Raw genomic sequence first — 18,748 nt, 5'->3', positions numbered from 1 at the left:
CGCCGCAGACTGTTCAGCCGCGACGGGTGCGCACGGCCTGCGCGAGGCGGTCGAGCTGCGCGGCGGTGGTGTCCCAGTCGATGCACGCGTCGGTGATCGACTTGCCGTAGTCGAGCTTGTCGGCCTCGCCGAGGGTGAGGTCCTGACGTCCCGCCTCGATGAAGCTCTCGAGCATCAGTCCGACTATGCCCTTCTCGCCGGCCTCGATGCGCTCGGCGACATCGGTGACGACGTCGACCTGCTTGTTGTGGTCCTTGCGGCTGTTGCCGTGGCTTGCGTCGATGACGACACGCTCGGGCAGACCGGCCTTGCGCAGGCGGGCCATCGTGTCGGCCACGGTCTCGGCGTCGTAGTTCGGTCCCGCGCTGCCACCGCGCAGGATGACGTGGCAGTCCGGGTTGCCTACGGTCTCGATCAGCGCGGCCTGACCGTCGAGGTCGGTGCCGGGGAAGACGTGGCTGGCCGCTGCGGCACGGGTGCCGTCGACCGCGACCTGCACGTCACCTTCGGTGGAGTTCTTGATGCCGACGGGCATGGACAGCGCGCTGCACAGCTGGCGGTGAACCTGACTCGCGGCGGTGCGGGCGCCGATGGCTCCGTAGGTGACCAGGTCGGCGTAGTACTGCGGAAGGATCGGGTCGAGGAACTCGCAGCCGACGGGCAGGCCGAGACCGGAGACGTCGAGCAGCAGCTTGCGGCCGATGCGCAGGCCGGTGTTGATATCGAAGGTGCCGTCGAGGTGCGGGTCGTTGAGCAGGCCCTTCCACCCGAGCGTGGTGCGCGGCTTCTCGAAGTACACACGCATCACGACGTGCAGGTCGTCGCGCAGCTCCTCGGCCTTGGCGGCCAGACGGCGCGCGTAGTCCATCGCGGCGGCGGGGTCGTGCACGGAGCAGGGGCCGACCACGACGACGAGACGGTCGTCGGTGCCGTTCAGGATGTCGACGGTGCCGGCGCGGCCCGAACGGACGGTCGCTGCGACGACGGCGTCGGGTGCGTACTCGGCACGGATCTCGGAGGGTGCGACGAGAGGGCTGACCTTGACGGTGCGCTGTTCGTCGAGATTCGACGTGGAGATTCCGGTGGTCGCGGTTCCGGTGCTGGGGCTCATCGATGATTCCTGTTCTCGGTGGTTCGGATTCCGACCCGAGAGAACCTGAGATTCCGACGAGCCGGTCTGGATCCGGCTCGTAGGTGAAGAAGTCAGCGCGCGGTCACGCCGACCGACCCACCCCGGGCCGGCCTGCTAAACCAGAAATATGCACGCTGCATAGCCACGGACTGTACCAGGACGGCCGATGCGCCTGTCAAACCGCCCCCGCACGGGAACGAAGAGGTGCCCCGTCAGCGTGGGCCCGTGGGCAGGACGACACGCCCGAAGGTCGTGCTCAGCACCCCGGCAGCGGAGGTGTACCAGGCGCCGGCGGCAGCGGCGAGCCCGAAATAACCCCCGACCCTCGTCGGACCGGTCTGCTCCAGTAGCGCTCCGAGGGCGAGGAAGACGAAGACGAAGACGAAGACGAAGACGGCGAGGAGTACCGAGAAGGTGACGAAGAGGGCCGCGCCGATCCGGGTACCGGCTGAACGCCGTCGCTCCGAAGACGTTGTGCTTCAGGAACTCCCACATTCCGGCGGCGATCGACCTCCCGAACTTCTAATGTGGCGAGCATGAGCACGCACGTCGTCCGCAGCCGCCATGTCGCTCGGGTCGTCCGATGCCCACCGCGCCGGGTCTACGAGTTCGCCGCGGATCCCGACAACCTGCCGAAGTGGGCGGCCGGTCTGGCACAAAGCGAGGTGCGGCGGATCGGCGACGCCCTCGTCGCGGACTCCCCGATGGGCGAGGTCACCGTGCGGTTCGTCGGCGCCAACGATTACGGGGTGCTCGACCACGAGGTGACACTGCCGTCGGGTACGACGGTGCACAACCCGATGCGGGTACTCCCCCATCCGGACGGTGCCGAAGTCGTCCTCACCGTCCGGCAGATCGAACTGACCGACGACGAGTTCGACCGCGACACGCGCATGGTGGAAGAGGACCTCGCGCGACTCGCGGCGCTCCTCGAGTCGTGACCCTTCGGAACAGGAGAACGTGAATGGCCCGCAAGATCGCCACCAACACCGCAGTCGGCCTGCAGGAACTGCTGGACTTCGTCCGGCCCCGGCACCGAATGATCCTCATGACGCAACGCGACGACGGCACACCGCAGGCCTCCCCCGTCACCGGCGGCGTCGACGACCGCGGACGCATCGTGATCGCGACCTATCCCCGGCGCGCCAAGACCCGCAACGCCCGCAGCCGGCCCGAGGTCGGTGTCGTCGTGCTGTCCGACGACTGGAACGACGCGTGGGTGCAGGTCGACGGAACCGCGGAGGTGATCGATGCCCACGACGACGTCGAACCGCTCGTCGAGTACTTCCGCAACATCGCCGGGGAACATTCGGACTGGGACGAGTACCGGCAGGCCATGCGCGATCAGGGCAAGTCGCTGATCCGGATCACCCCGACCCGCTGGAGCCCGGTGGCCACGGGAGGCTTCCCACCCGAACTGGCATAGATACCTCACCGCCCGCGTCGACCACGTGCCCCGCGATCCGTCGCAGGGGCACGTTGCGTTCCTCGGACAACTTCCGGAGCAGGACGAACGCATCGTCGGCACCCACCGCGAAGCGTTCCATGAGATCACCCTTCGGGCCGTGCGCCGCTCGACCGCTCCCTGTTGCCGACCTCCCCCGATGCCACGCCACATACTTGCATCGACCTCCCGGCGTGCCGAAGAATCCTAGTGCGAAGAGCAGGTCGCATTGGTCACGAGCGGCCGGCGGTCTACCGCCACGGCACGCGTTCCGGGTCGCGCAGCATCCGCCGTGCCGTGGACATCCGGTGCACCTCGTCGGGGCCGTCGTAGATACGGGCGTAGCGCGCCCGCCGGTACATCCCCTCGAGCGGCGTGTCGGCGGTGAGACCGAGCGCCCCGTACACCTGGATCGCACGGTCGACGACATCGTGCAGCATCTGCGCGCCGCGGAACTTGATGAGCCCGATCCGGACCCGGACGTCCTCCCCCGCATCCATCACCCGCGCGGCGTCCAGCGTCATCAGACGGGCGGCCTGGATGTCGGCGGCGGATTCGGCGATGTAGCGCTGGATCTCACCCTTCTCGGCGAGCAGCGATCCGTGGGCGAAGCGGGAGTTGGCGCGCGCACACATGAGTTCGAAGGCCCGTTGGGCCTGGCCGAGCCACCGCATGCAGTGGAAGATCCGTCCCGGCCCGAGCCGGTCCTGCGCGACGACGAAGCCGTTGCCGCGTTCACCGAGCACGTTCTCCTCGGGAACGCGCGCACCGTCGTACCGCACCTCGTAGTGATCGCTCGGGTCGTGCCCCATCGTGGGGATCGCCCGCACGATCTCGAGTCCGGGGGTGTCGATGGGCACGATGATCGCGCTGATGCTGCGGTGCAGCGGAGTCGACTCGGGTTCGGTCCGGGCGAAGACCGTGCAGTAGCCGGCCTGCGCGGCGCCGGTGGTGAACCACTTGTGCCCGTCGATCACCCATTCGCCGTTCTCGAGCCGGGCGGTGGTCTGCACGAGCACGGGGTCGGATCCCGCCACCTCCGGCTCGGTCATGCCGACAGAGGGCAGGATGTCGCCGGAGACGAGCCCTGGGATCCAGCGCTCGCGTTGTTCGGCGGTGCCGTGCCGCTGGATCATCAGGGCGTCCTGCATGGACACCGATCCCACCGCGAGCTGACCGTACTCGGAGCGGCCGATGATCTCGTTGAGGTAGACGAAGTCGAGGAAGGGAACCCCGCCCCCTCCCATCTCCTCGGGATGCCCCAGGGCCCACAGCCCGAGTTCCTTCGCCCTGGCCTTCAGCCCGACGAGCGCCTCGGCGGCCTTGTCGTCGTGACGGCTCAGGACGGGTTCGAGAGGAATCACCTCGTCGTCGATGAACCAACGCATGCGGGTGCACAGCTCGGCCACCCGCCCTTCGGGCCGGTTCGCAGTCATGCCCGCCAATCTATCGGCGCACACGTGCACTCACATAGCGTTCCGTCCGGTCCGGGTGTGGAAATCCGTCCGCCGGGGCATTCTGGGGCGAGTCCATCCTGCGACGCGACGAGCACGGAGGTGCCATGCCGGATCCGTCCGACCGAGTACCCGAATACGAACACACCGAAGACGGTCATCTCGTCGAGAGCCGGGCGGAGGACTTCGCCCATGCGCGCAGCCTGCCCGTCGACCCGGACTGGTTCAAGACCGCGGTGTTCTACGAGGTTCTCGCCCGCGCTTTCAACGACTCGAACAACGACGGCACCGGCGACCTACGGGGGCTGACCGAGAAACTCGACTACATCGCATGGCTCGGCGCCGACTGCATCTGGCTGCCGCCCTTCTACGATTCACCGCTCCGCGACGGCGGCTACGACATCCGCGACTTCCGGGCGGTGCTACCGGAATTCGGCACGGTCGAGGACTTCGTCACCTTCCTCGACGAGGCGCACAAACGCGGTATCCGCGTCATCACCGACCTCGTCATGAACCACACGTCCGACACGCACGCGTGGTTCCAGGAATCCCGGAGCGACCCCGACGGGCCGTACGGCGACTTCTACGTGTGGTCGGATGTCGACGACCGATACCAGGAAGCCCGCATCATCTTCGTCGACACCGAGACGTCCAACTGGACGTGGGATCCGGTGCGCAAGCAGTACTACTGGCACCGGTTCTTCTCGCACCAGCCCGACCTGAACTACGACAACCCCGAAGTACAGGACGCGATGCTCGACGTCCTGCGCTTCTGGCTCGATCTCGGCATCGACGGGTTCCGCCTCGACGCGGTCCCCTATCTGTTCGAGCGCGAGGGGACCAACTGCGAGAACCTCCCCGAGACGCACGCCTTCCTCAAGAAGTGCCGTGCGGTGATGGATGCCGAATATCCCGGCCGGGTAATGCTGGCGGAGGCGAACCAGTGGCCCACCGACGTCGTCGAGTACTTCGGCGAACCCGAGATCGGCGACGAGTGCCACATGGCCTTCCACTTCCCGCTGATGCCGCGCATCTTCATGGCGGTGCGGCGACAGAACCGTTTCCCGATCTCGGAGATCCTCGCCCAGACCCCGCCGATCCCGAAGACCGCCCAGTGGGGCATCTTCCTCCGCAACCACGACGAGCTGACCCTCGAGATGGTGACGGACGAGGAACGCGACTACATGTACGCCGAGTACGTCACCGACCCGCGGATGCGCGCCAACATCGGCATCCGCCGTCGTCTGGCGCCGTTGCTGGAGAACGACCGCAACCAGCTCGAGCTCTTCACCGCTCTGTTGCTGAGCCTGCCGGGCTCCCCCGTCCTGTACTACGGCGACGAGATCGGCATGGGCGACAACATCTGGCTCGGCGACCGCGACGCGGTGCGGACCCCGATGCAGTGGACCCCCGACCGCAACGCGGGCTTCTCCCGCGCCGACCCGGGCCGGCTGTACCTGCCGGTGATCATGGATCCCACCTACGGGTACCAGGCGGTCAACGTCGAATCGCAGATGAACTCGACGAACTCGCTGCTGCACTGGACGCGTCGCATGATCCAGGTCCGCAAGCAGCATCCGGCCTTCGGCAAGGCCTCGTTCACCGAACTCGGCAGCGCGAATCCCGCGATCCTGTCCTATCTGCGCGAGATGTCGCCCGGCCCGGAACGCAACTACAGCGACGTCATCCTGTGCGTGAACAACCTGTCGCGCTATCCGCAGGCGGTCGTCCTCGATCTGTCGCGTTTCGCCGGGTGGATCCCGGTGGAGCTGACCGGGTCCGTCCCGTTCCCGACGATCACGGAGGAGGGTTACATGATCACCCTGCCCGGTCACGGATTCTTCTGGTTCGCCCTGCAACCCGATCCGTCGAAGGAGGGACCGGGCGAACACCCGGTGAGCAGCGAAGCGGAAGCGGCGGTGCAGCCGTGACGACCAACAACGAGCTCTACCCGGACGAACGGCTCGTCGAGGACCTGCGCGAATGGATGCCGCACCAGCGATGGTTCGCGGCCAAGGGCCACACCATCACCGGGATCGGTGTCGTCCTGCGTCATCCGCTCGTGGAAGAGCCCGGTTTCGGGGCCGACCACCTGATCGTGAAGGTCTCGTTCGACTCGACCGCGGACCAGATCTATCAGGTGCCCCTCGGTTTCCGTTCCCATCTCCCCGAGGAACTGCAGTCGTGGAGCGTGGTCGGCCCCGACGACTCCCACGACCACGGCCTGCACGTCTACGACGGCCTCCGCGATCAGGAGATCCTCGACCGGTACTCGCGCAATCTGGCGAGCGGCACCCCCGCCGGCCCGGTGGATCTCCACACCGTGCCGGGCGCGGTCATCGAACCGGGCCTGCGTGGGCGCGCGCTGAGCGCGGAGCAGTCCAACACCTCGGTGGTCCTCGGAGAGAAGTTGCTGCTCAAGATGTTCCGTCGGCTCACGCTCGGCATCAATCCGGACGTCGAGCTGCCGCTCGCACTCGGTGAGGACGGATGCCGGTCGATCGCCCCGATCCGCGCGTGGATCGAAGCGGAGGTCGACGGGGTCCGCACCACGCTGGCGATGGTGCAGGACTTCGCGGCGAACTCGGCCGACGGCTGGTCGATGGCGCTCGGCAGTGTCCGGGACCTGCTCCTCGAAGGAGACCTGCGCGCCGACGAGGTGGGCACCGACTTCGCCGGGGAATCCCATCGCATCGGTGCGGCCGTGGCGGATGTGCACGCCCATCTCGGCTCCGCGCTCGGCACCGACGAGCGCGCCGCCGCCGAACTGGCCGAGGGCATGATCCGTCGGCTCGAGGGTGCAGCGGCCGAGGTCCCCGAGCTCGCCGAACTCACCGACGCGGTCCGGGCCCGGTTCGAGGAGGTCGCGGCGCTGGGTCAGGTTCCGGTGCACCGCATCCACGGCGACCTGCATCTCGGGCAGGTGCTGCGCACCCCAGAGCGCTGGTTGCTCATCGACTTCGAGGGCGAACCCGCGAAGTCCCTCGAGGAGCGCCGCAAACCCGACAGTCCGTTCCGGGACGTGGCGGGAATGCTGCGGTCGTTCGACTACGCCGCGCACCACTCGATCCGCGAATCCGAACAGGGCACGGCGGTGGAGTCGCAGCGGGAGTTCCGTGCCCGGGAGTGGGCCGAACGCAACTGTGCCGCCTTCTGCGACGGCTACGCGGCCGCCTCGGGCACGGATCCGCGGAACTCCGACGTCCTGCTGCGCGGTTACGAGCTCGACAAGGCGGTCTACGAGGTGGTCTACGAGGCACGGCACCGTCCCTCGTGGCTGCATCTGCCGCTCGAGGCGATCCGTCGTCTCACCGCCCGCTGACCACCGCCCGAACGCGGGAAGGGGAGAGATGCCGTAGCATCTCTCCCCTTCCTCGTCGTGCGGGTCAGCCGACCTGGAGCAGCAGTTCGTCGTCGACGACGTCCGCCGTGACCCGGTTGCCCTCGGCGAGCGCGTCGTCGAGCAGCATGTCGGCGATGCGATCGTCGACCACCCGGGAGATCGAGCGGCGCAACGGACGGGCACCGAACTCGGGCTGGTGACCGTTGCGGGCGATCCACGCCACCGCGTCGGCGGTGAACTCGAGATCGATCCCCTTGCTCTGCAGCCGCTTCCGGCTGTCGTCGAGCAGCAGCTCGGTGATCCGGTGCAGCTGGTCGTCGTCGAGCTTGCGGAACATCACGATCTCGTCGATGCGGTTGAGGAACTCCGGCCGCATCGATTCGCGCAGCCGTCCCATGACCCGGTCGCGCAGCGGCTTCTCGGCCGCCTCGGCGTCACCGGTGGTGAAGCCGAGCGCGCCTCCGCGGCTCGAGATGATGTCCGAACCGAGGTTGCTGGTCATGATGACGACGGTGTTGGTGAAGTCCACCGTGCGTCCCTCACCGTCGGTGAGGCGACCGTCGTCGAGGACCTGCAGCAGCGTGTTGAACACGTCCGGGTGCGCCTTCTCGATCTCGTCGAGCAGCACCACCGAGTAGGGATGACGACGCACCTGTTCGGTGAGCTGCCCGGCCTCGCCGTAACCGACGTAACCGGGAGGGGCACCGACGAGACGGCTCACGGTGTGGCGTTCGCCGAACTCGCTCATGTCGACGCGCAGCATGGTGCGCTCGTCGCCGAAGAGGACCTCGGCGAGTGCCTTCGCGAGCTCGGTCTTGCCGACGCCGGTGGGACCGAGGAACAGGAAGCTGCCCACCGGACGACGCGGGTCGCTCATGCCGGAGCGGCTGCGCCGCACGGCGCGTGCCACGGCGTGGACGGCTTCGTCCTGCCCGACGACGCGCTTGTGCAGCTCGTCCTCGAGAGTGCGCAGCCTCTCCTTCTCGGCACGGGTCATCTGCGAGGCGGGGACCCCGGTGGCCCGCGAGACGATCTCGGCGATCAGCTCGGGGTCGACGGTGGGAGTTCCCTCGCCGTCGCCCTCACCACCATCGATCCGCGCCTGGATGCGCAGGATCTCGTCGCGGATGCGCGAGGCTTCCTCGTACTGTTCGGCCTCGACCGCGCGGTCCTTCTCGGCTTCGAGTTCGTCCAGCCGCGAACGCAGTTCGGTCACGTCGGTGCGCGGCACCCGCAGGCGCAGTCGTGCACCGGCCTGGTCGACGAGGTCGATCGCCTTGTCCGGCAGGTGCCGGTCGGGCAGGTACCGCATCGACAGGTCGACGGCCGCTTCGAGCGCTTCGTCGGTGTACCGGACCTTGTGGAACTCGGCGTACCGATCGGCGAGACCCTTCAGGATCGCGACGGCGTCGTCGCGGGCGGGCTCGTCGACCGTGACCGGCTGGAAACGACGTTCGAGCGCAGGATCCTTCTCGATGTGCTTGCGGTACTCGTCGAGGGTGGTCGCACCGACGACGTGCAGTTCACCGCGGGCGAGCTTCGGCTTGAGGATGTTCGCCGCGTCCATCGCGCCCTCGTTGCCGGCGCCCGCGCCGACGACGGTGTGGATCTCGTCGATGAAGACGATGAGCTTGCCCTGCTGGGCGGTGATCTCGTCGAGCGCCGCGGTGAGGCGTTCCTCGAAGTCGCCCCGGTAGCGGGTTCCGGCGACCATCGCCGTCAGGTCGAGCTGGACGATCCGCTTGTCCTGCAGGATGTCCGGGACGTCGCCGTCGACGATGCGCTGGGCGAGTCCTTCGACGATGGCGGTCTTGCCGACGCCGGCCTCACCGACGAGCACCGGGTTGTTCTTGGTGCGTCGGGCGAGGATCTCGATCGTCTGCTCGATCTCGTCGGCACGGCCGATGACGGGGTCGATGCCGCCGCCGCGAGCCCGCTCGGTGAGGTCGACGCCGAACTTGTCGAGCGTCGGCGTCGGGGTCTCCTCGGCGACGGGAGCTGCGGGGGTGGGTTGCAACGCGGTCTGCAACGACTGCGGCGTCACGCCCAGCGACGCCAGCAGGCGTCCGGGAGCGCGGGTCTGGTCGGCCGCGAGCGTGAAGAACAGGTGCTCGGGGTCGATGTAGGTGGAGCCGAGCGCACGCGAGAGCTGGTGCGCTTCGAGGAGCGCGGTCTTCACGGCACCGGTCAGTGCGGGTGCGGAGACGGCCTCACCGGGGCGGCTCTGCGGCAGCCGCTGGTCGACGGCGGCAGCGACGTCGGCGGGGTCGGCTCCGGCGCGCATCATGACCGTGCGGGAGGGATCCTGCTCCGCCATCGCGCGGAGGAGGTGCAGCACGTCGAGTTCCGCGTCACCACGGTCGGTGGCGTAGCGCGCTGCGTGGGCGAGGAGATCCTGGGTACCGCGGCTCATGAAACGTGTGATGTCGATTCGGCCGGGGCCACCAGGTCCGAAGAATGCCGGCATTCCGAAGCCTTTCTGTCGAACTTGAGCCATTCTCACTCAACTAACGTGCCCAGAGTGCTCTCAATTCCCACATTGAAGTGATCCGGAACACGTATCGAGTTGTGGCCATTAATGTTGTGCACAACAAAACGGGGCGCTACATTCATTCCCGTGCCGTCTCCACTCGAACTCGACCAGCAGGTGTGCTTCGCGCTCTACCGCGCCTCCCGCACCATCACGGCCGCCTACCGGCCGCATCTCGATCGGCTGGGCATCACCTACCCGCAGTACCTGGTGCTCCTGGCGCTGTGGGAACGCGATGCGCGAGGCGTGCAGGATCTGTGCGACTCGCTCGATCTCGACACGGGCACACTGTCCCCCCTGCTCAAACGGCTCGAGGCCGCCGGATACGTCGAACGACGCCGGCAGCAGACCGACGAACGTCGTGTCGTCGTCCACCTCACCGAAGCGGGAGATGCACTCCGGACAGAGGCCGCGGACATCCCCGGCTGCGTGACGCGGGACAGCCGGTTCGACGTCGACGAACTGGTCGCGCTGCGCGAGACGCTCCACCGCCTGACCGCCGCGTTGCAGGAAGCACCCGGCGCACTCTCGAAGAAAGGCAGGACATCGTGAACATCATCTACACCGCCGAAGCACTCGCCACCGGAGCAGGCCGCGACGGCCACGCCCGCACCAGCGACGGCAAGCTCGACGTCGACCTGTCCATCCCCACCGAGATGGGCGGCAGCGGCAAGGGCACCAACCCCGAACAGCTCTTCGCCGCCGGATACGCCGCGTGCTTCCACTCGGCACTGCAGATGATCGCCCGGCAGGAGAAGGCGGACGTCAGCGACTCCGCGGTCGGCGCCCGCGTCGGCATCGGCCCGACCGACGGCGGCGGATTCGGTCTCGCCGTCACCCTCGAGGTGACCCTGCCGAACCTCCCCCGCGAGCAGGCGCTCGAGCTCACCGAGAAGGCCCACCAGGTGTGCCCGTACTCCAACGCGACCCGCGGCAACATCGACGTCACCCTCGAGGTCACCGACGACTGAGTCACCCCCCGAGGGGTGACGAGCGACTGACGTGCCCCTGCGCTGCGCACGTGTCCACGCCGACCCGTAGCGTGGACATGTGCGCACGCAGGACCGGTCGCAGCTCTCGCTGTTCGCGACCGAACTCGATTTCCCCCTCGACGACTTCCAGGTCGAGGCCTGCCGCGCCCTCGAGTACGACCGCGACGTGCTGGTGTGCGCCCCCACCGGGGCGGGCAAGACCGTCGTCGGTGAATTCGCCGCCCGTCTCGCGCTCGCAGCGGGCGGACGCTGCTTCTACACCACCCCCATCAAGGCGCTGAGCAACCAGAAGTATCTCGACCTGTCGCGCCGGTTCGGCGACGACCGTGTCGGACTGCTCACCGGCGACATCTCGCTGGACCCCCATGCGCCCGTGGTCGTCATGACCACCGAAGTGCTGCGCAGCATGCTGCACGGCGGCTCCCCGCTCCTGCACGGACTCACCCACGTCGTCATGGACGAGGTGCACTATCTCGCCGACCGCGAACGCGGCGCGGTATGGGAGGAAGCGATCCTCTCGCTCCCCGACGACGTGCGACTGACCAGCCTGTCGGCCACGGTCAGCAACGCCGAGGAGTTCGGCGGCTGGCTGCGCGGCGTCCGCGGCGACCTCGCGGTCGTCGTCGAGGAGACCCGGCCCGTCCCGCTCACCCAGCACATGCTCGCCGGCGGTCGGCTGTTCGACCTGCTGTCCCCGTCCGGCACCGTCGACGAGACCCTCGAGCGGTACATCGCCCACCGTCAGCTCGTCGAGGCCGCGCCCGGCCCCGCGACCGGCCGTGGACGACGACGGCGACGCGCGCGCGGAGCACCCGGACCGGCCGGTGCCGACCTGCCCGAGGTCGTCGCCCGGCTCGAGGCCGAACAACTGTTGCCGGCCATCTTGTTCCGGTTCAGCCGCAACGGCTGCGACGACGCCGTCGCCGAATGCCTCGAATCGTCGGTCCGTCTCACCGAGGCGGCCGACGTCGCCGAGATCCGCGCGGTCGCCGACCGGCACACCGCCGCCCTGCCGCCCGCCGATCTCGACGCCGTCGGTCACACAGAGTGGCTCGAAGGACTCGAACGCGGTTTCGCCGCACACCACGCCGGTCTGATCCCGGCCTTCCGTCACACCGTCGAGGAGTTGTTCGCCCGCGGTCTCGTGCGGGTCGTGTTCGCCACCGAGACCCTCGCCGTGGGCGTGAACATGCCGGCGCGCACCGTCGTCCTCGAACGCCTCGTCAAACCCACCGCCGACGGACCGGTGCGCCTCTCCCCCGGCGAGTACACCCAGCTCACCGGTCGTGCCGGTCGGCGCGGCATCGATGTCGAAGGCCACGCGGTCGTGCTGTGGAGTCCCGAGGCCGCCCCCGCGACCGTCGCCGGTCTCGCCGGCGCACGCTCGTACCCGCTCCACAGTTCGCTGCGCGTCGGCTACAACACCGCGGTCAACCTGGTCGCCGGTCGCGGCATCCCCGGCTCACGGGACTTCCTGCGACGTTCGTTCGCCCAGTTCCAGGCCGAACGATCCGTCGCAGCGCTCACCGACGCCGTCCGCGCCAACACGACGGCGCTGCGCGATCTCGACACCGAACTCGGGGACGTCGAGGGCTTCACCGAGTACCGGCACCTGTGCGACCGGCTCGCCGAGGCACGACGCTCCGGTTCGGCCGAGCTCGTGACGTCGCTGGCACGGGCGGTGCGGTCGCATCCCGCGCATCGACGCGGCGACAGGGAGCGCCTCCTCGCCCTCTCGGCGCGACGCGCCGCGGTGCACGGCGACACCGAACGGATGCGGTCGCAGATCGACACGGTCACCGGCCGCCTCGTCGAGACCTTCGATCGCACGCTGGATCTGCTCGAGGAGCGGGGTTATCTGCTCCGCGACCCGATGGGCGGGTCGGCCTACGTCACCGACGACGGTCGTCGCCTGGGCCGGATCTACTGCGCGAACGACCTTCTCGTCGCCGAATGCGTGCGGACGGGCGCGTGGTCGGGACTGACGCCGGCCGAACTCGCCGCCGTCGCCTCGAGCGCTCTGGGCGAGACCCGACGCCGCACCGTCGGAGTCCCGGGACGCACCACCCCGGCGATCGACGAGGCGCTGCGCGCCACCTCACGGCTGTGGAGCGAACTCGCCGGACGCGAAGAACGTCTCGGCCTCGAAGTGGGGCCGGATCCGGATCCGATCGCCGTCGCCGCGATCCACCGCTGGGCACGCGGGGACGGACTCGCCGCCGCCCTGCGCACCGCATCGGATGCGGGGCTCTCGGCAGGCGATCTGGTCCGTCGCTATCTGCGCACCCTCGACCTCGTGGATCAGACCGGACTGTGCCGGCGCGACGATCTGCCGCCGGTCTCGTTCACCCTGACCTGAGAACTGCAGCCCTGCAGGATCTACGGTATCGAAAGATCTAGGGCATCGAGTACTCGACGGAGCACACCCGCTCCGACAGTTCCCACAACCTCCGCGCCAGGATCTCGTCGCGTGACCGCGAGGTGGACTGCACCCGCTTCGGCCGGCCGCGCATCTCGAAGAAGGAATCCGGCCCGTAGTAGCCACCCGGCTCCGCATTCGGTGAGGTCGCCGCGTAGAGCGTCGGGAGCGCACCCTGCTGCGGGGACTGCCCGATGATCGGGGTGACGAGTTCGACGATCTTCCCGTGCCAGGACTCGCTGCGGTACTGCAGATTCGTCGACGAATAACCCGGATGCGCGGCAAGCGAACTCACGCTCGATCCGGCTGCGGTCAGGCGCCGCTGCAGTTCGTACGCGAACAACAGGTTCGCGAGCTTCGACTGCCCGTAGGCGAGCCACCGTTCGTAGCGGCGACGTTCCCAATCGATGTCGTCGAGATCGATGCTGCCGATGCGGTGCATCGTGCTGCTGACCGTCACCACCCGGTCGGTGATGCGGTCGAGCAGCAACCCGGTGAGCGCGAAGTGGCCGAAGTGATTGGTCCCGATCTGCATCTCGAAACCGTCGGCCGTCCGCCGCAGCGGTACCGCCATGACGCCGGCGTTGTTGACCAGGACGTCGATACGCTCGTGCTCGGCACGCACCTCGTCGGCGAACGCACGGATCGACGAGAGATCCGCCAGGTCCAGACGGCGCACGGTGGCGCGGTCGCCGAGATCGGCCGCGACCGACTCACCCTTGGCGACATCGCGGCACGCGAGCACCACCTCGGCACCGGCGTGCGCCAGCGCCCGGGCGGTCTCTGCACCGAGTCCGCTGTTGGCCCCCGTCACGATCATCGTGCGTCCCGACAGATCCGGAATATCGTTCGTGGTCCACCCCATGCCCGCCACCCTACGGACGCGCGCCGCGTGGCGACACTCCCGTTTCCGGCGTCGACGGTCCCGATGGATCGCATCCTCGCCGTGGGGCGCACCTGCTCGTAGACTTCCCCGGAACTCACGACCGCAGGCGCGCGGGGGCGCATGCACGACAGGGAGGTTCCATCGATGGGGCACCACCCCGGACGTCCGGACCGCGAACTCGCCGCAGCGTTGCGGAACGGGGAGCCGGACGCCACGGCAGCGGCCTTCGACCGTTTCGCCCCCGGCCTGTACGCGTACGCGTGCGGCTTCGTCGCCGTGTCGTCGGCCTCGGACGTGGTATACGACGCGGTCTGGACGGCGACCGCGCGGATCCGGTCGCTGCGCGACGAGAGTCTCCTGCGGGCCTGGCTCTACGCCGTGGTCCGTGCCGAATGCATCCTCGTGCTCGAGCGCACCGGCTCCGCCCTCGAATATCTCCCCGCGGCCGACCCCACCTACCAGGCCGCTTCCGACGTCCTCGACGTCCGTGAGGCGGTCCACCTGCTCGACGGCACCGCCCGCGAGGTCGTCGACCTCACGGTCCGGCATCACTTCTCGTCCCACGAGATCGAGGCGATGCTCGGTTCCGCCGGCGACGGACGTGTCCTCGCCCATGCGCAGGACTTCGTCGACCGCGCGGTGCCCCGCGTGCCGAATGCGCTCGGAGCGTTCTCGCTTCTCCCCTTCACCCCGTTGCCCGCGCACCTGCGTGGACGGCTGCTCGCGGTGCAGCCCTCGGAGGCGGAACTGCTCGATCTCGGGCGCCGGCTCGAACCGCTGGACCGGGAGGGCTTCCCCCGTCGCGATCGCCGGGCGAAGCGCACCGTTCCCGTCATCGCGGCATCGGTGGCGGTGTTCGCGATGCTGGGCGTCGGTGCGTTGTTCGTGCTCCCGCAGGCCGAGCCCGTCGAGCGGCAGGTCCTGCGTCCTGCGACCGAGCCGACGCTCGACATGGGGTCGCCGGTCGCGACGAGCACGACCGCAGCGACGACCGAGACCACGACCACCGAGCCCGCGGAGACGACGACGGGGGAACCCGAGGTCGAGGCACCGGTGGTGACCACCACCTCGGCAGCGACCGCCGAGCCCGCTGCGGAATCCACCGCCGCTTCCACCACCACGGCGACGTCGACCGCCGGTGGCTTCACCAGGCGTGGCGGGCCGGGTCGCGGGACCGAGCCGGACGAGGACCGCCCGCGCCGGGACACCGAGGAGAGCGACGCGCCGAGCACCGGGACTCCTCGCCCCACCACCACGGGTACGCCCACCACGCCGCGGCCGAGGCCGACGCTGCCGACCTTCCCTCCGCGCGGCGGGGTATGAGGTGTGCATCCCGGTCACACGGCGGAGACGAGGACGTAACACGACGGGTCTACCTTCGCGGAGTCGAGCACTCGCATTCCGGTGACGAAGGAGGACCCGGTCGTGGCACCACACCGTAGATCCGCGTTGCTGGACGAGCTCCGCGTCGACGTACCGGGTCGCCCGCAGGACGTGATCCTCGAGGAGCTGCGCCGCGCCTTCCTCTCGGGAGCCGCACCCCCGGGCACACCGATCCCCGTAGGGGAGGTCGCGGAGTTGTTCGGGGTGAGCCGCATCCCGGTCCGGGAAGCACTCAAGACCCTCATCGGCGAAGGTCTCGTGACCCACCGGCAGAACCACGGATACATCGTCGCCCAGCTGACGATCGCGGAGCTGCGCGAAATGTATCTCGTCCGTGAGACTCTCGAATCGGCGTCGCTCGCGGCGGCCGTGCGCAACGCCACCGAGGAGGACGACCGGCGCGTCGAGGAGTCGCACCGTCTTCTCGAACGCGCTGTGCAGGAAGGCGACTCGCGTGGCTATCACCGCGAGAGCCGCGTCTTCCACATGGCCCTCACCAGGCCGTCCCGCATGCACCGCCTGTTGCACATGCTCGAATATGCCTGGAACATCACCGAACCCGTTCAGCCGATGGTGCACGTGAGCGATTCCGAGCGCGCCGAACTCCATCGCGAGCACGAGGCGATGCTCACCGCTTTCCTGGCGCGCGACACCGACGCGTTGCTCACGGCGTCCGAACACCACAACCGGCATCTCGACGTCGCCATCTCCGGCCTCACCGCCGAATCCGGCCTGCTTCCCGCGGAAGATATACAGTTCGGGTAACTCTCCGGCAATATCGCCCCGTTACGGTCTGCGCATCGGAATTCACCATCGCCGTTGATGTTCCGTCGATCGATTCGACTCCGCCCACCGGCCTCGCACCGGGGCACGGGCGGCTCCCCCTCGCACAGGAGCAGGCATGACCGAAGTGCTGACACCGAGCGCCGGTAGCGTCCCCACCGCACCCCCGCCGCCCGCGACCGGATACGACCCGCGGTTGACCAACGACGACCTCGCCCCGTTGAAGAACCAGCGGTGGGGTTCGTACAACATCTTCGCGTTCTGGATGTCCGACGTCCACAGCGTGGGCGGGTACGTCACCGCCGGCAGCCTGTTCGCTCTCGGTCTGGCCAGCTGGCAGGTCCTCGTGGCCCTGCTCGTGGGCATCACGATCGTCTACTTCTTCTGTAATCTCGTCGCCAAGCCCAGCCAGGTCACGGGTGTGCCCTATCCGGTGATCTGCCGCAGCGTCTTCGGCGTCCTCGGCGCGAACATCCCCGCGATCATCCGTGGTCTGATCGCTGTGGCGTGGTACGGGATCCAGACCTTCCTCGCCTCGGCGGCACTCGACGTGGTGCTGATCAAGCTGTTCCCCTCGCTCGCGCCCTATGCGGTGGTCGAGGACTACGGGTTCGCCGGCCTGTCCGCACTCGGATGGGTCAGCTTCCTGACGCTCTGGGTGCTGCAGGCCTGCGTGTTCTGGCGCGGCATGGAGTCGATCCGGCGGTTCATCGACTTCTGCGGCCCGGCCGTCTACGTCGTGATGTTCCTGCTGTGCGGTTATCTGATCTCCCAGGCCGGTTGGAGCGCAATCGATCTGACCCTCGGCGAGGTCACGCACACCGGATGGTCGTCGGTGCCGGTCATGCTCGGCGCGATCGCCCTGGTGGTCTCGTACTTCTCCGGCCCGATGCTCAACTTCGGCGACTTCTCCCGGTACGGGAAGTCCTACGCCGCCGTCAAGAAGGGCAACTTCCTCGGTCTGCCCGTGAACTTCCTGGTCTTCTCGTTGCTCGTCGTGATCACCGCGTCGCTCACGCTGCCCGTCTACGGCGAATTGATCACCGACCCCGTCGAGACCGTCGCCCGCATCGATTCGACCTTCGCGATCGTGCTCGGCGCACTGACCTTCGCCATCGCCACGATCGGCATCAACATCGTCGCGAACTTCATCGCCCCGGCCTTCGACTTCTCGAACGTCAGCCCGCAGAAGATCAGCTGGCGCGCCGGCGGCATGATCGCCGCGGTGGGCTCGGTGCTCATCACCCCGTGGAATCTGTACAACAACCCCGAGGTCATCCACTACACCCTCGAAACCCTGGGCGCGTTCATCGGTCCACTGTTCGGCATCCTCATCGCCGACTACTACCTCGTGCGCAAGCAGAAGGTGATCGTCGACGACCTGTTCACGATGTCGGAGAAGGGTGCGTACTTCTACCGCAAGGGCTACAACCCGGCTGCGGTGATCGCAACCGTCGTCGGCGCCGTGGTAGCGATGATCCCCGTGCTGTTCAACGATGCGCCCGGCATGGGAACCGCCGCCCAGTACAGCTGGTTCATCGGCTGCGGTCTCGGTTTCGTCGTCTACCACCTGCTCGCGACCCGCACCCGCCTCGCAGTCCGTCTCCCCGACCGGGTCGCACAGGAAGCAGTCTGATCCTCCATGTTCATCAAGGTCGTCAACCCGAACACCACGTGGTCGATGACCGCCACGATCGAGGCGTGTGCCCGGGCCGTCGCAGGTCCGGGCACACGCGTCGAGGCGGTCAGCCCCACGATGGGACCTCCGTCGATCGAGAGCCACTACGACGACGCGCTCGCCGTGCCGGGCATCCTCACCGAGATCGAGAAGGGTGAACGCGACGGCGTCGACGGCTACGTCATCGCGTGTTTCGGCGATCCCGGGCTGGACGCGGCGCGCGAGCTCGCCGGCGGGCCCGTCGTCGGCATCGCCGAGGCCGCCATGCACACCGCCGCGGTCCTGGGGCGCGGATTCTCCGTCGTCACGACGCTGGCCCGCACGACCGGACGCGCGTGGGACCTCGCGCACCGCTACGGCATGCGCGACGCGTGCCGGGGCGTGCACGCGTGCGACCTGCCGGTGCTCGCCCTCGACAGCGATCCCGACGCACGCAAGATCGTCACCGAGGCGTGCCTCGACGCCCTGTACGAGGACGGTTCCGACGCCATCGTGCTCGGCTGCGCCGGGATGGCCGACCTGTGCGCGCACATCTCCGCGGAGATCGGAGTGCCGGTGGTGGACGGTGTCGCGGCCGCGACGCTGACCGTGCAGTCGCTGGTCACGATGGGGCTGGCGACCGGCAAGCGAGGAGAGTTCGCGGCTCCCCCACCGAAGCGCTATGCGGGACTGCTCGACGGGTTCACGACGGGCGGGTGAAGCCC

The 18,748-nt window shown here is 68.4% G+C and carries 17 protein-coding genes; 11 read left to right on the top strand and 6 right to left on the bottom strand.

All coding sequences use genetic code 11. The features are described 5' to 3' along the window. Nucleotides 1–13 precede the first annotated feature (13 nt). Nucleotides 14–1,111 carry a 3-deoxy-7-phosphoheptulonate synthase gene (locus tag NVV99_RS06190; protein WP_006551720.1) on the bottom strand — a complete coding sequence of 366 codons (1,098 nt, stop codon included), beginning with the start codon at nt 1,109–1,111 and terminating at the stop codon, nt 14–16. A 233-nt stretch (nt 1,112–1,344) separates the two neighbouring features. Beyond that, nucleotides 1,345–1,569, bottom strand: coding sequence for a GPR1/FUN34/YaaH family transporter (locus NVV99_RS27250; RefSeq protein ID WP_080678596.1), 225 nt, complete (start codon nt 1,567–1,569; stop codon nt 1,345–1,347). 99 nt (nt 1,570–1,668) lie between these two features. On the opposite strand from NVV99_RS27250, the gene NVV99_RS06185 reads away from it, so the two are divergent. Both NVV99_RS06185 and NVV99_RS06180 read left to right on the top strand, forming a co-directional pair. Next, a complete protein-coding gene (locus NVV99_RS06185; RefSeq protein ID WP_024103059.1) occupies nt 1,669–2,073 on the top strand; it encodes an SRPBCC family protein in 405 nt (134 codons plus the stop codon). A gap of 23 nt (nt 2,074–2,096) precedes the next feature. Continuing rightward, nucleotides 2,097–2,558 (top strand): PPOX class F420-dependent oxidoreductase, encoded by a 462-nt coding sequence (locus NVV99_RS06180; RefSeq protein ID WP_024103058.1) that lies wholly within the window; start codon nt 2,097–2,099, stop codon nt 2,556–2,558. Here NVV99_RS06180 and NVV99_RS06175 read toward each other — a convergent pair. Further along, the gene (locus tag NVV99_RS06175; RefSeq protein WP_228044897.1) at nt 2,500–2,679 is read right to left on the bottom strand and encodes an ANTAR domain-containing protein; all 180 of its coding nucleotides are present in this window, start codon (nt 2,677–2,679) and stop codon (nt 2,500–2,502) included. The two genes, NVV99_RS06180 and NVV99_RS06175, sit on opposite strands and share 59 nt — an antisense overlap. 148 nt (nt 2,680–2,827) lie before the next feature. Beyond that, complete coding sequence (locus tag NVV99_RS06170) at nt 2,828–4,012, bottom strand: acyl-CoA dehydrogenase family protein (protein WP_024103057.1); 1,185 nt, start codon at nt 4,010–4,012, stop codon at nt 2,828–2,830. A gap of 125 nt (nt 4,013–4,137) precedes the next feature. Between NVV99_RS06170 and treS the strand changes: the two genes are divergently transcribed. Together treS and NVV99_RS06160 are read left to right on the top strand one after the other, a co-directional pair. Then, complete coding sequence (treS, locus tag NVV99_RS06165; protein ID WP_024103056.1) at nt 4,138–5,961, top strand: maltose alpha-D-glucosyltransferase; 1,824 nt, start codon at nt 4,138–4,140, stop codon at nt 5,959–5,961. A 56-nt stretch (nt 5,962–6,017) separates the two neighbouring features. Continuing rightward, nucleotides 6,018–7,352, top strand: coding sequence for a phosphotransferase (locus NVV99_RS06160; RefSeq protein ID WP_242411759.1), 1,335 nt, complete (start codon nt 6,018–6,020; stop codon nt 7,350–7,352). Between the two features lie 64 nt (nt 7,353–7,416). Here the strand turns inward: NVV99_RS06160 and NVV99_RS06155 are convergent, their stop codons facing one another. Continuing rightward, nucleotides 7,417–9,840, bottom strand: a complete 2,424-nt coding sequence (locus NVV99_RS06155; RefSeq protein ID WP_024103054.1) for an ATP-dependent Clp protease ATP-binding subunit — start codon at nt 9,838–9,840, stop codon at nt 7,417–7,419. Nucleotides 9,841–9,990: 150 nt separating this feature from the next. Here NVV99_RS06155 and NVV99_RS06150 point away from each other — a divergent pair, with 150 nt between their 5' ends. The 3 genes from NVV99_RS06150 to NVV99_RS06140 all read left to right on the top strand — a co-directional run bounded on the left by NVV99_RS06150 (nt 9,991) and on the right by NVV99_RS06140 (nt 13,254). Continuing rightward, the gene (locus NVV99_RS06150; protein ID WP_024103053.1) at nt 9,991–10,455 is read left to right on the top strand and encodes a MarR family winged helix-turn-helix transcriptional regulator; all 465 of its coding nucleotides are present in this window, start codon (nt 9,991–9,993) and stop codon (nt 10,453–10,455) included. Next, the gene (locus tag NVV99_RS06145; protein ID WP_024103052.1) at nt 10,452–10,874 is read left to right on the top strand and encodes an organic hydroperoxide resistance protein; all 423 of its coding nucleotides are present in this window, start codon (nt 10,452–10,454) and stop codon (nt 10,872–10,874) included. The genes NVV99_RS06150 and NVV99_RS06145 overlap by 4 nt, the downstream gene beginning before the upstream one ends. A gap of 79 nt (nt 10,875–10,953) precedes the next feature. Next, complete coding sequence (locus tag NVV99_RS06140; RefSeq protein ID WP_024103051.1) at nt 10,954–13,254, top strand: RNA helicase; 2,301 nt, start codon at nt 10,954–10,956, stop codon at nt 13,252–13,254. A gap of 37 nt (nt 13,255–13,291) precedes the next feature. Here the strand turns inward: NVV99_RS06140 and NVV99_RS06135 are convergent, their stop codons facing one another. Continuing rightward, nucleotides 13,292–14,179 (bottom strand): oxidoreductase, encoded by an 888-nt coding sequence (locus tag NVV99_RS06135; RefSeq protein ID WP_024103050.1) that lies wholly within the window; start codon nt 14,177–14,179, stop codon nt 13,292–13,294. Nucleotides 14,180–14,344: 165 nt separating this feature from the next. Here NVV99_RS06135 and NVV99_RS06130 point away from each other — a divergent pair, with 165 nt between their 5' ends. From NVV99_RS06130 to NVV99_RS06115, 4 genes are all read left to right on the top strand, one after another. Continuing rightward, nucleotides 14,345–15,523 carry an RNA polymerase sigma factor gene (locus NVV99_RS06130; protein ID WP_024103049.1) on the top strand — a complete coding sequence of 393 codons (1,179 nt, stop codon included), beginning with the start codon at nt 14,345–14,347 and terminating at the stop codon, nt 15,521–15,523. Nucleotides 15,524–15,625: 102 nt separating this feature from the next. Beyond that, entirely contained in the window at nt 15,626–16,348 is a 723-nt protein-coding gene (locus NVV99_RS06125; protein ID WP_024103048.1) for a GntR family transcriptional regulator, read from the top strand. A 136-nt stretch (nt 16,349–16,484) separates the two neighbouring features. Continuing rightward, nucleotides 16,485–18,002 (top strand): NCS1 family nucleobase:cation symporter-1, encoded by a 1,518-nt coding sequence (locus NVV99_RS06120; protein WP_019289983.1) that lies wholly within the window; start codon nt 16,485–16,487, stop codon nt 18,000–18,002. A 6-nt stretch (nt 18,003–18,008) separates the two neighbouring features. Continuing rightward, nucleotides 18,009–18,743, top strand: a complete 735-nt coding sequence (locus NVV99_RS06115; protein WP_024103047.1) for an aspartate/glutamate racemase family protein — start codon at nt 18,009–18,011, stop codon at nt 18,741–18,743. Nucleotides 18,744–18,748 lie beyond the last annotated feature (5 nt).

Source organism: Rhodococcus sp. PAE-6, from assembly GCF_025290685.1.
Lineage (GTDB): Bacteria > Actinomycetota > Actinomycetes > Mycobacteriales > Mycobacteriaceae > Rhodococcus > Rhodococcus pyridinivorans.
Note: the sequence above shows the minus strand (reverse complement) of the source record. Positions and strands in the feature narration are given on the sequence as shown.